The following is a 14,682-nucleotide window of genomic DNA, read 5'->3' as shown; positions in this document are numbered from 1 at the left end:
GCCGTCCCTCCGGCCATTGCTCAGCGAGGGTGGTCGGGATCGAGGTCCGTCTCCTCGAAGACCAGCAGCGTGCGGGTGGAGAGCACCTCCGGAATCGACTGGATCCTGGTCAGGACAAGCTCCCGCAGGGTCCGGTTGTCCGGCGTGTGCACCAACAGCAGGACGTCGAAATCACCGCTGACCAGGGCGATGTGGGCCGCTCCCGGCAGCGCCTGGAGCTGTTCGCGGACGGTGCGCCAGGAGTTCTGGACGATTTTCAGCGTGATGTAGGCGGAGGCGCCGTGGCCCGCCCGCTCGTGGTTCAGCCGGGCGCTGAAGCCGCGGATCACCCCGTCGTCGATCAGCCGGTTGATCCGGGCGTAGGCGTTGGCCCGCGAGACATGGACCCGCTCGGCGACGGAGCGTATCGACGCGCGACCGTCCGTCTGCAGGATGCGCAGGATGGACCGGTCGATGGCGTCCAGCGGCCGCGCCGTCGGCTCCCGCTCCCAGGCGTCGGCCATTTGTTCATCCGCCATGTCCCCCCGCCTCTCTCCCATGGACGACATGCCTCTATCCCAGGCTGTGGAGAACCGATTGTCCACAGGCTGAGGGTGCCTGTAGCCAAAATGCCTCCACGACCGAACAATCGGTAGGTGAGGCGCGCCACACTCGCGCCACCCGCCTTCGGGTCTTATGCCCGCTCCCACGAGGAGGTGGACTCGTTGCAACAGCGCAGTTCGACAGTCCAAGAGCCGCCCGCCGCCGCCCCTGCCTACCGGCCCACCCCGCCTCCGGCGTGGAAGCCGCGCACGGACCCCGCCCCGCTGCTGCCGGACGCCGAGCCGTTCCGGGTCCTCGGCACGGACGCGGTGGCCGACGCCGACCCCGAGCTGCTGCGGCGGCTCTACGCGGAGCTGGTGCGCGGACGGCGGTACAACGCGCAGGCCACGGCCCTGACCAAGCAGGGCCGGCTCGCCGTCTACCCGTCGACCACCGGCCAGGAGGCGAGCGAGGTGGCCGCCGCGCTGGCGCTGGAGGACCGCGACTGGCTCTTCCCCTCGTACCGCGACACCCTGGCGGCCGTCGCCCGCGGCCTCGACCCCGTGGAGGCGCTCACGCTGCTGCGCGGGGACTGGCACACCGGGTACGACCCGCGCGAGCACCGGATCGCCCCGCTCTCCACCCCGCTCGCCACCCAGCTTCCGCACGCGGTGGGCCTGGCCCACGCGGCCCGGCTCAAGGGCGACGACGTGGTCGCGCTCGCCATGGTCGGCGACGGCGGCACCAGCGAGGGCGACTTCCACGAGGCGCTGAACTTCGCGGCCGTCTGGCAGGCCCCCGTGGTCTTCCTGGTGCAGAACAACGGCTTCGCGATCTCCGTACCGCTCGCCAAGCAGACGGCCGCGCCGTCCCTGGCCCACAAGGCCGTCGGCTACGGCATGCCGGGCCGGCTCGTCGACGGCAACGACGCCGTCGCCGTCCACCAGGTGCTGACCGAGGCCGTGGCACGCGCGCGGCGGGGCGGCGGACCGACGCTGGTCGAGGCTGTCACGTACCGCATCGACGCCCACACCAACGCCGACGACGCCACCCGCTATCGCGGCGACAGCGAGGTCGAGACCTGGCGGGCACATGACCCGATCCTGATCCTGGAGCGGGAGCTGACGGAGCGCGGGATGCTCGACGAGGACGGGAAGCGGGCCGCGGCCGACGCCGCCGAGACGATGGCGGCGGCGCTGCGCGAGCGGATGAACGCCGACCCGGTGCTCGACCCGATGGACCTGTTCGCGCACGTGTACGCCGAGCAGACGACCCAACTGCGCGAGCAGGCGGCGCAGCTGCGGGCCGAACTCGACGCCGAGAGCGAGGCGTGATGACCACCGCGCAGAAGACGGCGAGGCGGGCCGCGGCCAAGCCCGCCACCATGGCACAGGCCCTGCAGCGGGCCATGCGCGACGCGATGGCCGAGGACCCGACGGTCCACGTCCTCGGAGAGGACGTCGGCACGCTCGGCGGGGTGTTCCGGGTCACCGACGGCCTCGCCAAGGAGTTCGGCGAGGACCGCTGCACGGACACCCCACTGGCCGAGGCGGGCATCCTCGGCACGGCGGTCGGCATGGCGATGTACGGACTGCGGCCGGTCGTCGAGATGCAGTTCGACGCCTTCGCCTATCCGGCGTTCGAGCAGCTGATCAGCCATGTGTCGCGGATGCGGAACCGTACGCGCGGTGCGATGCCGATGCCGCTGGTGGTCCGGGTGCCGTACGGCGGTGGCATCGGCGGCGTCGAGCACCACAGCGACTCCTCCGAGGCGTACTACATGGCGACGCCGGGGCTCCATGTCGTCACGCCGGCCACGGTCGAGGACGCCTACGGGCTGCTGCGGGCGGCCATCGCCTCCGACGACCCCGTGGTCTTCCTGGAGCCCAAGCGGCTCTACTGGTCGAAGTCCGACTGGTCGCCCGAGGCGCCGACGGCGGTGGAGCCGATCGGCCGCGCGGTGGTGCGGCGCACTGGTCGCAGCGCCACGCTGATCACGTACGGGCCGTCCGTGCCGGTCTGTCTGGAGGCGGCGGAGGCCGCGCGGGCGGAGGGATGGGACCTGGAAGTGGTCGATCTGCGTTCGCTGGTGCCCTTCGACGACGAGACGGTCTGCGCGTCGGTGCGGCGCACCGGGCGGGCGGTCGTCGTGCACGAGTCGGCCGGATTCGGCGGGCCCGGCGGCGAGATCGCGGCCCGCGTGACCGAGCGGTGCTTCCACCACCTGGAGGCGCCGGTGCTGCGGGTCGCCGGATTCGACATCCCGTACCCGCCGCCGATGCTGGAGCGGCACCACCTGCCGGGTGTGGACCGGGTCCTCGACGCGGTGGCGCGGCTGCAGTGGGAGGCGGGGAGCTGATGGCCCAGGTGCTCGAATTCAAGCTGCCGGACCTCGGTGAGGGGCTGACCGAGGCGGAGATCGTGCGCTGGCTGGTGGATGTCGGCGACGTCGTCGCCATCGACCAGCCGGTCGTCGAGGTGGAGACCGCCAAGGCGATGGTGGAGGTGCCGTGTCCCTACGGCGGTGTGGTGACGGCCCGGTTCGGTGACGAGGGCACCGAACTTCCGGTCGGGGCCCCGCTGCTGACGGTCGCGGTGGGTGGCACGGAGGGCTCGGGTGCATCCGGTTCGACCGCGACGTCCGCCGGTTCGCACGCCTCCGCCGGTTCGCACGCGTCTACCGGTTCGCACGCCTCCACCGGCTCGGCCGCCGACGCCGAGTCGTCGGAGTACTCCGGCAACGTCCTCGTCGGCTACGGCACGGCCGGCCCCACGGCCCGGCGCCGCCGGGTCCGCCGCGACAACCCCGCCGCCCTGACGACCCAGGCCGAAGCGAAGCCCGTACGGACAGCCGGCGCGCAGCCGGGCACCTCCGGCTCCCTGACCTCCCCCGCCTCCTCTGCCGGATCGGTGCGTGGGAACGGCGCCTCCCCCGTGGCTGGTGGCCACGAGGGGCCCGTGCCCGTCATCTCGCCCCTCGTGCGCAAGCTGGCCCGGGAGCGCGGGCTCGACCTGCGGACGGTACGCGGTTCGGGGCCCGAGGGGCTGATCCTGCGGGCGGACGTGGAACTCGCTCTGACGGCCGCCACCACCGGATCGGACGCGGTCGCGGACGCGGCCCCGGCCGCCACGGTCGCCGCGCCGCCCGTCGCCGTCGTCGGCGGGGAGCGGATCCCGCTGCGCGGGGTCAGGGGCGCCGTCGCCGACAAGCTCAGCCGAAGCCGTACGGAGATCCCCGACGCGACCTGCTGGGTCGACGCCGACGCGACCGAGCTCATGGCGGCCCGGGCGGCGATGAACGCGGCGGGCGGCCCGAAGATCTCGCTGCTCGCGCTGCTCGCCCGGATCTGCGCGCACGCGCTCGCCCGCTACCCCGAGCTCAACTCCACCGTGGACACGGCGGCCCGGGAGATCGTGCGGCTGCCCTCCGTCCACCTCGGCTTCGCGGCCCAGACCCCTCGCGGTCTGGTCGTCCCCGTGGTCAGGGACGCGGGCACGCGCACCGCGGAGTCGCTCACGGCGGAGTTCGCGAGGCTGACCGAGTCGGCCCGGCAGGGGACGCTGACCCCGGCGGACCTGACCGGCGGGACGTTCACGCTGAACAACTACGGGGTGTTCGGGGTCGACGGCTCGACGCCGATCATCAACCACCCCGAGGCGGCGATGCTCGGGGTGGGCCGGATCATCCCGAAGCCGTGGGTGCACCAGGGCGAGCTGGCCGTCCGGCAGGTCGTCCAGCTGTCGCTCACGTTCGACCACCGGGTCTGCGACGGCGGCACGGCGGGCGGCTTCCTCCGCTACGTCGCGGACTGCGTGGAACAGCCCGCGGTCCTGCTCCGCACCGTCTGACCCCTGGGGGGCGGGGCGGGTCCCCACGGCCCGTCCCGCCCGTACGCCTTCTCCGCCGGCCCGGCCCGTACGTCTCCGCGCGTACGACGTCTTCGGCCGCGTGCGACGTCTCCGTCCTTGAGACGTCGCCGATCATCCGGGTTCAAGCGGGCGGGCGCGGCTCATACTGCTGGGATGACGACCGCGTATGACGCCATCGTGCTGGCCGGAGGGGCGGCCAGACGGCTCGGCGGGGTGGACAAGCCCCAGGTGCGGGTCGGCGGCCGGGCACTGCTCGACCGGGTGCTCGGCGGCTGCCGGGGAGCCGGGCGGACGGTCGTCGTCGGCAGCCGACGAGAGACCGTACGGCCTGTGGAGTGGGCCGGGGAGGAACCGCCCGGTGGCGGGCCGCTGGCCGCGCTCGGCGCCGGGGTACGAGCGGTGACGGCCGGTACGGTGCTCGTCCTCTCGGCCGATCTGCCCTTCCTGGACGAGGAGACCGGCCACCGTCTCCTGGACGCTCTGGCCGAGACCCCGGCTGCGGGGACTTCCGGCCCCGAAGCCCCCGACGACCGGAATTCCCAGGCCCCCGGCGACCGGAACGCCCCAGACGCCCCCCGTCCCGACGACGCCCCCCGCCCCGGCGCCCCCCACGCCGGATCGGCCGAAGCCGCGGTGCCGGCCGAAGCCGCGGTGCTGGTCGACAGCGAAGGGCGGGACCAGCCGTTGGTCGCCGCCTATCGCACCGAGCCGCTCCGGCGTGAGATCGCTCTCATCGCCGCCGAGCACGGCACCCTCACCGGCCTCCCGCTGCGTCTGCTCACACGAAGGCTCCGCACCGTCCGGGTCACCGCGGAGCCCCTGGCCTCCTTCGACTGCGACACCTGGGAGGACATTGCCACGGCCCGGGCCAGGATCAGGGAGCATGGGAACGTGCTGGACGAATGGATCACCGCAGTCAAGGACGAGCTGGGCCTCGAGATCGACGTCGACACCGGCGTGCTGCTCGACCTGGCCCGTGACGCCGCCCACGGGGTCGCCCGCCCCGCCGCACCGCTGACCACGTTCCTGGTCGGGTACGCGGCGGCTCAGGCCGCCGCCGGCGGTGAAGGGGGATCCCAGGCCGTCGCCGAGGCGGCCCGCAAGGCCGCCGCGCTCGCGCACCGATGGGCCGCGGAGGCAGAGCAGGACTCGGCAGGATGACCCCGCAAGAGCGCACCGCACCCACCTCTCAGGACGCCGAGCCCGAGGACCCGCCCCAGCGCCGCCCCGAACCCGACGGCGACGGCGTCGACGAGGCGCTCGCCCTCGTCGCCCGGCCCCGGACCCAGCGCCGGCCCCGGCCCGCGGAGCCCCACCGCGCCACCCTCTGGTCCGACGCGCGAGCCGTCGCGGCCCGCGCCGGAGCGGCAGCCGGGGCCGGGCGCCCGACGCGAAGCGTTTCCCTCGGGCAGGCGCTCGGGCAGGTGCTCGCCGAGCCGTTGCGCGCCCTCACCGATCTGCCGTCCTTCGACACCTCCGCCATGGACGGATGGGCGGTCGCGGGCCCCGGCCCCTGGGAGATCCGCGAGACGGAAGCCGTACTCGCCGGCCATGCGCCCACCGCCGCGCTCGCCGACGGCACGGCGGTACGGATCGCCACCGGCGCCCGGATCCCGGCCGAGACGACGGCGGTCCTCCGCAGCGAGCACTCCCGTACCGACTCCGGTGGCCGTCTGCACGCCCTGCGCCCGGTCGTCCAGGGCCAGGACATCCGTCCCCGGGGCCAGGAGTGCCGTTCCGGCGACCAGTTGCTGCCCGCCGGCACGACGGTCACCCCGGCGGTCCTCGGCCTCGCCGCGGCCGCCGGATACGACGAGCTGCGCACACGGCTCCGGCCTCGCGTGGAGGTCCTGGTCCTGGGCGACGAGCTGCTCACCGCCGGACGCCCCCACGACGGCCTGATCCGTGACGCCCTCGGCCCCATGCTCGGCCCCTGGCTGAGCGCGCTCGGCGCCGAGGTCCTCGCCACCCGCCGGATCGGCGACGACGCCGACGCCCTCCACGCGGCCGTCACCGGCTCCGAGGCCGACCTGGTCATCACCACCGGAGGCACGGCCGCGGGCCCCGTCGACCACGTCCACCCCGTTCTGGCCAAGGCGGGAGCCGCCCTTCTCGTGGACGGCGTGAAGGTCCGCCCCGGTCACCCGATGCTCCTCGCCCGCCTCGATCCCGGCCCCCCGGGCGGGCGGGCCGGGCCGGTCAGGCATCTGGTGGGGCTGCCCGGGAATCCGCTGGCCGCCGTCTCCGGCCTCCTCACGCTCGCCGAGCCGTTGCTCCGCGCACTGGCTGGCGCCCCGCTGCCTCCGCCGTACCGCGTGCCCGTACGCGACGAGGTGCACGGCCATCCGCACGACACCCGACTCGTCCCGGTCGTCCACCACGGAGACCGGGCCGTGCCCCTTCACTACAACGGCCCGGCGATGCTTCGTGGCATCGCGGCGGCGGACGGCATGGCCGTCGTTCCGTCCGGCGGTGCGCGGCCGGGTGACGCCCTGGAGATCCTGGACCTCCCCTGGACGGTGTCCCCGGCTCAGGAAGCGTCCCAAGGAGTGTGTTTCACGTGAAACTTCCCAGTCGGGACATCATGGCTCGCCATGCCGACGAGAAGATGGCCCCGTCCCGTATCCGGATGCCCCGGCGGGTGGTCGAGCGTCCCCTGCGCCAGGTGGGCAAACGGCTGCTGATGGCGCTGGCCGTGTTGGTCGTGACGGTCGTCATCGTCTACGTCGACCGGGATGGGTATCACGACAACGCCAACGAGACGGTCGACTTCCTCGACGCCGTCTACTACGCGACCGTCACGCTCTCGACCACGGGATACGGCGACATCGTCCCGTACAGCGACTCGGCGCGGCTCGTCAACATCCTGCTGGTCACGCCCCTGCGCGTGCTTTTCCTGATCATTCTGGTCGGCACCACTCTCGAGGTCCTCACCGAACGGACCCGGGAGGAGTGGCGACTGAACCGCTGGAGGTCCACCTTGCGTGACCACACCGTCATCGTCGGCTTCGGGACGAAGGGACGCTCCGCGATCCAGACCCTCTGTGCGACAGGGCTGCGCAAGGAGCAGATCGTCATCGTCGACCCCTCGAACAAGGTGATCGAGACGGCGAACGCCGACGGCTTCGTGGGCGTGATCGGCGACGCGACCCGCAGCGATGTGCTGCTCCGTGCCGAGGTGCAGAAGGCCCGTCAGATCATCGTCGCGACCCAGCGCGACGACACGGCGGTCCTGGTGACCCTGACGGCCCGGCAGCTCAACCGGGGCGCGAAGATCGTCGCCGCGGTACGGGAGGAGGAGAACGCGCCGTTGCTGCGTCAGTCCGGGGCGGATGCCGTGATCACCAGTGCCAGCGCGGCAGGGCGGCTCCTCGGTCTGTCGGTGCTCAGCCCCAGCGCGGGCACGCTGCTGGAGGACCTGATCCAGCAGGGCTCGGGTCTCGACCTGGTCGAACGGCCGGTCATAAAGGCAGAGGTGGGCAAGAGCGTCCGCGAGACCGAGGATCTGGTGATCAGCGTGCTGCGCGGACACCGGCTGCTCGGTTACGACGATCCGGCCGCCAGCCCGCTGCAGTTGACGGACCGTGTGATCACGATCGTGCGCGCGGCGCCCGTCCCTCCGCTGTCGACTCCTCCCGAGTAGCCTCGCCGCCATGCATGCGATCACGATTCCGGAACCCGGTGGTCCCGAGGCCCTGGTCTGGGCCGAGGTGCCCGATCCCGTGCCCGCCGAGGGCGAGGTCCTCGTCGAGGTGGTGGCGAGCGCCGTCAACCGTGCCGATCTGCTTCAGCGCCAGGGCTTCTACGACCCACCGCCCGGCACCTCTCCGTACCCCGGTCTTGAGTGCTCGGGCCGGATCGCCGCGCTCGGCCCCGGGGTGTCCGGCTGGTCGGTCGGCGACGAGGTGTGCGCCCTGCTCGTGGGCGGCGGTTACGCGGAGAAGGTGGCCGTCCCCGTCGGCCAGCTGCTGCCGGTCCCGGACGGCGTGGACCTGGTCACGGCGGCCGCGCTGCCCGAGGTCACCAGCACGGTCTGGTCGAACGTCTTCATGATCGCCCATCTGCGGCCGGGCGAGACGCTCCTCGTGCACGGCGGCGCCAGCGGCATCGGCACGATGGCGATCCAGCTGGCCAAGGCGGTCGGGGCCCGGGTCGCGGTGACCGCCGGGGGCCCGGAGAAGCTGGCGCGCTGCGCCGAGCTGGGCGCGGACATCCTGATCGACTACCGCGAACAGGACTTCGTGGAGGAGCTGCGCAAGGCGACGGACGGGGCCGGCGCGGACGTCATCCTCGACATCGTCGGAGCGAAGTACCTCGACCGGAACGTGAAGGCGCTCGCGGTCAACGGGCGCCTCGCGATCATCGGCATGCAGGGCGGGGTGAAGGGCGAGTTGAACCTGGGCGCCCTGCTGGCCAAACGTGCCGCGATCACGGCGACCACGCTGCGCGCCCGGCCGCTGGAGGAGAAGGCGGCCATCGTCGCCGCGGTCCGCGAGCATGTCTGGCCGCTGGTCGGCGCCGGCAGGATCCGTCCGGTCGTCGACCGCACGCTGCCGATGCCGGATGCCGCCGAGGCCCACCGTGCCCTGGACTCCGGCACCCACGTGGGCAAGGTCCTGCTGCTCGCGCCCCGGGACTGACGATCGTACGCAGGAAAGGGTGAGGGGCCCGGCGCACACCAGCGCACCAGGCCCCTCACCTGGTTCGTGCCTTAGAGGTACGGACCCGAGCGGACCGGGTGGCCGGGGCCCTGGTCCTCGTCATCGTCGTGCCCGGCGCCCGGCGGCAAAGCCCGGCGCATCTGCTCCAACTGGGCACGGGCCGCCATCTGCTGGGCGAACAGCGCCGTCTGGATGCCGTGGAAGAGACCCTCCAGCCAGCCCACCAACTGGGCCTGAGCGATCCGCAGTTCCGCCTCGGAGGGAATGGCCTCGTCCGTGAACGGAAGGGAGAGACGCTCCAGTTCCTCGACCAGTTCGGGCGCGAGCCCGTCCTCCAGCTCCTTGACCGAGCTGGCGTGAATCTCCTTGAGCCTGACCCGGCTGGCCTCGTCGAGAGGTGCCGCGCGTACTTCCTCCAGAAGCTGCTTGATCATGCTGCCGATGCGCATGACCTTCGCAGGCTGCTCGACCATTTCCGTCACCGGGACCTCGCGGGATTCGTCGTCACCCTGGGTGCCGCCGAGCGCCATCCCGTCCTGTCCCACGATGAGGACCTGGGGGCTCTCCTGCGACCGTTCATTCCTCGGCATCTCCATGCCGCCATTCTCTCGCACGCATGCCTCACCACACGGTGTGCCCCTGTACGAGGGTGATCCACCCTCGTACAGGGGCACAGGTAGGCAACGAACCCGTCAGGTCGCGGCGCGGCGGGCCAGTGCTCCGCGCGAGCGCGTCACCAGAGCGGCCAGGAGAGCGGCGCCGAGGGGCACGAGGACCAGCAGCGCGAGAAGCGTCTCCCAGGGGACGACGACCGGGACGTACGGAGGCGTGCTCGTGCCGCCCCAGCCCTGTGCCAGGGCCTCCTCGTAGAACCGCGTCTGCGCGCGCTCCTCGGTGAGCCGCAGCCCGATCGCCGGCAGCACACCGGCCACCGATCCGAGGATCACCCCCATCGCCGCGACCACCCCGCACTGGAATCCGCTCAGCGTGCGGCGGACTCGCGGCGGCGCGCCGACCGCGGAGAGCGTCTTGAGGTCGGCCTCGGCATCGGCCTGGGCCAGGCCGGTGGCGATACCGGCCGCACCGATGGTGACCAGGCCGGCGAAGACGGTCAGCGCCAGGAGCACGATGCTGCTGTCGCCGACGAACCCCTCCTCCAGATGCAGCTCGACATTGCTGCCGATCTTGGCGAGCTCGCCGTCGAGCTTCTGCCGCGCTTCGGTGCTCGGCATCCGGTCCGTGGAGAAGAACGAGCCGAGCGGCACCGTGGACAGTCCGGCGGTCCTGGCCGTGGCCGGGGTGATGAGCCCCTGGAGGCCGTACGAGTTCTGCCCCTCGGGCACCAGGTAGGCGGGGAGGCTCTTGACCTCGCCCGGTACCGGCTTGCCCGCCTGCTCGGCCTGCTCGGCCTTCTCCTGGTCGGCGATCAGCTTGATGTCGATCGTGCCGTCCCGGTCGATCTGGGGCTTGGCGAAGGAGACGATCTTTCCTTCGGCGAGGGCCTTCTCGGCACCGGCGTCCTTGATGCCGAGCACCTTCAGGAGCTTGGCGTCACCGATGACCAGGCCGCCCTCGACGTAGACGCCGCCCTCGTCGCTCTGCTCGCACCGCCAGTCCTTGGCCAGCTTCTCCCGCTCCTGCCGGGAGAACTTCGCCGCCGGGTCCTCGCCGTCGTCGGAAGAGGCCCACAGCGGGCATTCGTTGGCCTTCGGGATGACGATCTCGTAGCGTCCGCAGCCCGGTCCGCCGTACGGCGAACAGTTGGCCTTGCCGACCTGGACCCGGTCTACGTCCGCGCGGGCGTCGACGGGAAGCAGCCGCTGCACGGCGTCGCGGACCGCCGGGACGTCCCGGCCGCCCTCCTCGACGACGAGCGCGGAGACCGCTCCGTACGGGAGCCTGGCCCGGTACTCGGCCTCGTCCTGGGCCTCCCGGCTCGCCGCGTACGTGGAGACGGCGACGGTTCCGGCGACGGCGGCGAGCACGGCGGCGACGGCGGGGGCCGTACGGCCCCGGTTGCGCACGGCGTCCCGCAGGGCGAGGCGGGGGGAGAGCGGCAGCCAGCGGCCGGTCCGGCCGAACAGGCCCACCAGGGCGGGGGTCAGCGCGACCACGCCCAGCTCGGCGATGGCGCTGCCGCCCGCGACGATGATGAACTGGTCCGAGACGACTGATCCGTAGAGCGCGATCGCCCCGCCGAGGAGCACGGCGGCCAGGCCGATCAGGGGCAGTACGCGGCTGCTGCGGCGGACCCCGCGGCGGCCGGTGAGCGAGGCCAGGACGGTCTGCCGGGACGAGGTGATGGCCGGGACGATCGCGGCCAGCAGGCCGGTCAGCACGGCGAGCAGCGCGATGCCGAGCAGTTCCAGCGGTCGGATGTCGAAGCTGCCGAACCGCTGACCCATGTACTCCTCGAGGAGCGGCTGCAGCGCGAAGGTCAGGATCAGGGCGAGGACCGTGCCGACGACCGCGGCGGCGACGCCGATGACCAGGCCACCGCTCAGCACGATGGCCCGGATGTGGCTGCGGTCGCCACCGTTGGCGCCGACGAGACCCAGCTGGCGGCGCGAGCGGCGGGCGCCGACGGCGAACGCGGGACCGGCGAGAAGGCAGATCTCCAGCATCGCGAGGCCGACGACGGTGCCGAGGGCGGCGAGTTCGGCGGCTTGGGCGCCGGCGCCCATCCCGTAGTTGGCCCAGTCCTCCTTCTGGTAGAGCGGTACCTCGGAGTCGGCGGGCGGGTCCATCAGGACGACGCGTGAGACGACCACGACGCCCTTGGTGTTGATCTGCTGGACCATGTTCCACGTGAAACCACCGGACGCCTTCACCAGATACCTGGTGGAGTGCTCGGGCTTCGTCAGTCCGGCGCTCTCGGCGGCCTTCGCGTACGGGGCGAGGAAGGCGCCGGGCAGGGCGTTGACCTGGTCGGCCTTCAGTTCGTTGGGCAGCTCGTAGGAGCCGACGATCCGGTACGGACGGTCGTAGCCGCGCGCGGATACGGTGGAGCCGATCGTCAGACCGCTGCTCTCCAGGAAGTGTGTGGTCGCGGCGACCTCGTCCGCCTTCTCCGGGAAGCGGCCCTCTTGGAGGGTCATGATGCCCCGGGCCATCGGATCGGCGGCCTTGAGCTCACGGATCTCCGTTTGGAGCAGTCCGTGGACGGTCGTCAGCTTGCCGCTTCCGGAGGTGTCGGTGAGGACGGTCGAGCCGGCCGGGAAGGTCTTGGTGACATCGGTGGAGCCGCTCGGCCAAGCGTTGTCGCCGTAGTCCTTGGCCGGCGTGTTCATCTCGCCGTCCGGGGACTGCAGGACCGGGACACCGCCGTAGTTGCTGTCGTCGAACCAGGCGTCGGCGGCGCCTATGGTCCGGTTCAGCCGCTCCTCGGTGGAGAGTTCGGAGCTGCGCAGGGTCAGGTCGGCAGCGCTCACACCCAGGATGGGCAGGGCGATCATCGCGAGCACCAGGAAGCTACGGCCCTTGTAGCGCCAGGCGTCACGGCGGGCTATGCGGATCGCGGCGCGCCAGGAGTGGAACCACTTGTTCACCGTTCGGCCGCCTGGCCGGACAGGAGCGAGTCGGCGTCACTGCGCACGGTCTGGTCGACGACGGCGCCGTCCCGCAGGAAGACGACCCGGTCGGCCCAGGCGGCGAACCGCGGCTCGTGGGTGACCAGGACGCCCGCCGCCCCGGCGTCGCAGCGGGTGCGCAGCAGGGCGAGGACGGATTCGCCGGTCTCGGAGTCGAGGGCTCCGGTGGGCTCGTCGGCGAGGACGAGACGCCGGTCGCCGACCAGGGCGCGGGCGATGGCGACGCGCTGCTGCTGACCGCCGGACATCTCGTCGGGGAAGCGGTCGGCGAGGTGGCCGAGTTCCATCTCCTCCAAGGCGGCGACGGCTTCGACGCGGGCCTTGCGGGCGGAGACACCGTCCAGCTCGCGGGGGAGGGCCACGTTCTCGGCGGCGGTGAGGGCCGGGATGAGGTTGTAGTCCTGGAAGACGTAACCGATGCTGCGGCGGCGCAGGGCGGCGAGCGCCTTGCGGTCGGCGGTGGTGATGTCGGTGTTCTCGACGATCACCTGGCCGGAGGTCGGGGTGTCGAGGCCGCCCGCGATGGTGAGCAGGGTGGACTTGCCGGAGCCGGACGGGCCCATGACGGCGACGAGTTCACCGGGGTAGACGTCGAGGTCGATGCCGCGCAGGGCGTGCACCTCGGTGGCGCCCGAGCCGTGGACACGAGTCAGGTTCTTCAGATGCAGCACGGGCTGCTGTGTGGACATGGAGGTCCCCCTTGGGCGTACGCGGCCGCAGGTCCGGGTGACAGGCGGTCGTGGTCGCGTACGGAGCGGTTGATGAGGTGGTACGGGTCATGGGGCCGCGGGGCAGGCGCGGCGGTGGAGCGGTGGTCTGACGGCGTGGCGGTGCCGGCGTCAGCGCAGCGGTGCCGGGCGCACGGCCTCGGTGGGTGCGGGCGCGGCCTCGGGTGGCCGGGCCGGCTTCTCGCCGGCGGTGGCACCGGCGGTCGCGCCGGCCGCGGCCGAGAGGCGGATGAGCCGGGCCTCGCAGTGGTCGAGCCAGCGGGCCTCGGCCTCGGTCTGGAAGATCAGCTGCTCCAGGACGAGCAGCCAGGCCACGTCGTCGCGCTCCTGGGTCCCACCGCTTTCGAGGGCGGTGAGGGCCTGTGCCTTCAGCCGGGTGTAGTCCTGCATCGCCTTCACGGTGTGGCGGCGCTGAGCCTGGATGACGGCGCGGATGTCGACCCCCGGCGCCCCGACGGCCATGGCGAGTTTGATGGAGAGCTCGTCACGGGCGGGGCTGGTGCGGTCGACGGGCTTCTCGAACCAGGTCATGAGCTCGGCACGACCGCTGTCGGTGATCGTGTAGAGCGCGTGACCGGCCTCGTCCTCGCCGCCCTGGGCGACCATGCCGTCGCGTTCGAGACGGCTGAGGGTCGTGTAGACCTGGCCCACGTTGAGCGGCCAGGTCGAGCCGGTGCGGGACTCGAACTCCGTGCGGAGCTGCGAGCCGTACCGAGGACCCTGTTCGAGGAGGGCGAGAAGCCCGTGGCGGATCGACATACTCAGTATGTATACCGAGTATGCCGATGCCGACAACCGACCTGAGACGGAATCGCGGCGTCCGTCTCAAGGGGGATCCCCGGGTCAGCGGCGTCGCATCCGGATGCCGAGGAAGCCGATCCCGAGGCCCACGAGTGCGAGGCCGGCGCCCAGGGTGAGGACGGGAACCTGCCGGTCAACGGTGGTGGAGCCGGCTTGGGCGCTCACCCGGTGGCCTGCGGCGGGCAGGCTCGCGGGCGGCGCGGAAGGGGGCGCCGCGTCCCCCGGGGGTACCGCTTCGAGGTCCTCGGGGGTCTCGTCCCGCGCGTCGGAAGGCTCATCGGTTGTTGCCGTACTGGTACGAGAGGAGTCGTCCGGCTCCTCGGGAAAGACCGGCGCCAGAGACGAGGCCGGTCGGCCCGGGCGCTCGCGCCCCTCCCCCGCGGGGCGTCCGGCGAGGGAGGCGGAGCGGCTGGGGCCGGCGGGTTCGGAGGGCCCGGGCGTCAGCGAGGGTGCGGCGGGCGCGGCAGGCGCACCCGAGGCGCCGGGGGCGGGGCGGACGGCGGCGCTCGC

The 14,682-nt window shown here is 72.6% G+C and carries 13 protein-coding genes; 7 read left to right on the top strand and 6 right to left on the bottom strand.

Going from position 1 to position 14,682, the window contains the following annotated elements:
* Positions 1-20: 20 nt before the first annotated feature.
* A complete protein-coding gene (locus ABZY12_RS04765) occupies positions 21-518 on the bottom strand; it encodes an Lrp/AsnC family transcriptional regulator (RefSeq protein WP_356887145.1) in 498 nt (165 codons plus the stop codon).
* A gap of 177 nt (positions 519-695) precedes the next feature.
* Between ABZY12_RS04765 and pdhA the strand changes: the two genes are divergently transcribed.
* The 7 genes from pdhA to ABZY12_RS04730 all read left to right on the top strand — a co-directional run bounded on the left by pdhA (position 696) and on the right by ABZY12_RS04730 (position 9,032).
* Positions 696-1,856, top strand: coding sequence for a pyruvate dehydrogenase (acetyl-transferring) E1 component subunit alpha (gene pdhA, locus ABZY12_RS04760; protein ID WP_356887654.1), 1,161 nt, complete (start codon positions 696-698; stop codon positions 1,854-1,856).
* A complete protein-coding gene (locus tag ABZY12_RS04755; protein ID WP_356887143.1) occupies positions 1,856-2,881 on the top strand; it encodes an alpha-ketoacid dehydrogenase subunit beta in 1,026 nt (341 codons plus the stop codon). Before pdhA ends, ABZY12_RS04755 begins: the two co-directional genes overlap by 1 nt.
* On the top strand, positions 2,881-4,371 hold the full coding sequence (locus ABZY12_RS04750; RefSeq protein WP_356887141.1) for a 2-oxo acid dehydrogenase subunit E2: 1,491 nt from the start codon (positions 2,881-2,883) through the stop codon (positions 4,369-4,371). The genes ABZY12_RS04755 and ABZY12_RS04750 overlap by 1 nt, the downstream gene beginning before the upstream one ends.
* Positions 4,372-4,545: 174 nt before the next feature.
* On the top strand, positions 4,546-5,553 hold the full coding sequence (locus ABZY12_RS04745) for a DUF6457 domain-containing protein (protein WP_356887139.1): 1,008 nt from the start codon (positions 4,546-4,548) through the stop codon (positions 5,551-5,553).
* Positions 5,550-6,956 carry a molybdopterin molybdotransferase MoeA gene (locus ABZY12_RS04740; RefSeq protein ID WP_356887137.1) on the top strand — a complete coding sequence of 469 codons (1,407 nt, stop codon included), beginning with the start codon at positions 5,550-5,552 and terminating at the stop codon, positions 6,954-6,956. The genes ABZY12_RS04745 and ABZY12_RS04740 overlap by 4 nt, the downstream gene beginning before the upstream one ends.
* Before the next feature lie 20 nt (positions 6,957-6,976).
* Entirely contained in the window at positions 6,977-8,035 is a 1,059-nt protein-coding gene (locus tag ABZY12_RS04735) for a potassium channel family protein (RefSeq protein ID WP_356887652.1), read from the top strand.
* Between the two features lie 10 nt (positions 8,036-8,045).
* Positions 8,046-9,032: an NAD(P)H-quinone oxidoreductase gene (locus ABZY12_RS04730; protein WP_356887135.1), complete on the top strand. Its 987-nt coding sequence runs from the start codon at positions 8,046-8,048 to the stop codon at positions 9,030-9,032.
* Between the two features lie 71 nt (positions 9,033-9,103).
* On the opposite strand, the gene ABZY12_RS04725 is transcribed toward ABZY12_RS04730, so the two are convergent.
* The 5 genes from ABZY12_RS04725 to ABZY12_RS04705 all read right to left on the bottom strand — a co-directional run bounded on the left by ABZY12_RS04725 (position 9,104) and on the right by ABZY12_RS04705 (position 14,337).
* Positions 9,104-9,649 (bottom strand): bacterial proteasome activator family protein, encoded by a 546-nt coding sequence (locus ABZY12_RS04725; protein ID WP_356887133.1) that lies wholly within the window; start codon positions 9,647-9,649, stop codon positions 9,104-9,106.
* Positions 9,650-9,745: 96 nt separating this feature from the next.
* A complete protein-coding gene (locus ABZY12_RS04720) occupies positions 9,746-12,601 on the bottom strand; it encodes an ABC transporter permease (RefSeq protein ID WP_356887131.1) in 2,856 nt (951 codons plus the stop codon).
* The gene (locus tag ABZY12_RS04715; RefSeq protein WP_356887129.1) at positions 12,598-13,332 is read right to left on the bottom strand and encodes an ABC transporter ATP-binding protein; all 735 of its coding nucleotides are present in this window, start codon (positions 13,330-13,332) and stop codon (positions 12,598-12,600) included. The genes ABZY12_RS04720 and ABZY12_RS04715 overlap by 4 nt, the downstream gene beginning before the upstream one ends.
* 150 nt (positions 13,333-13,482) lie before the next feature.
* Complete coding sequence (locus tag ABZY12_RS04710) at positions 13,483-14,130, bottom strand: PadR family transcriptional regulator (protein ID WP_356887127.1); 648 nt, start codon at positions 14,128-14,130, stop codon at positions 13,483-13,485.
* Positions 14,131-14,214: 84 nt separating this feature from the next.
* A complete protein-coding gene (locus ABZY12_RS04705) occupies positions 14,215-14,337 on the bottom strand; it encodes a hypothetical protein (RefSeq protein ID WP_356887126.1) in 123 nt (40 codons plus the stop codon).
* Positions 14,338-14,682 lie beyond the last annotated feature (345 nt).

The organism is Streptomyces sp. NPDC006551 (genome assembly GCF_040611675.1).
Lineage (GTDB): Bacteria > Actinomycetota > Actinomycetes > Streptomycetales > Streptomycetaceae > Streptomyces.
The sequence above is the reverse complement of the archived record's forward strand: the minus strand, read 5'-3'. Positions and strand labels throughout refer to the sequence as shown.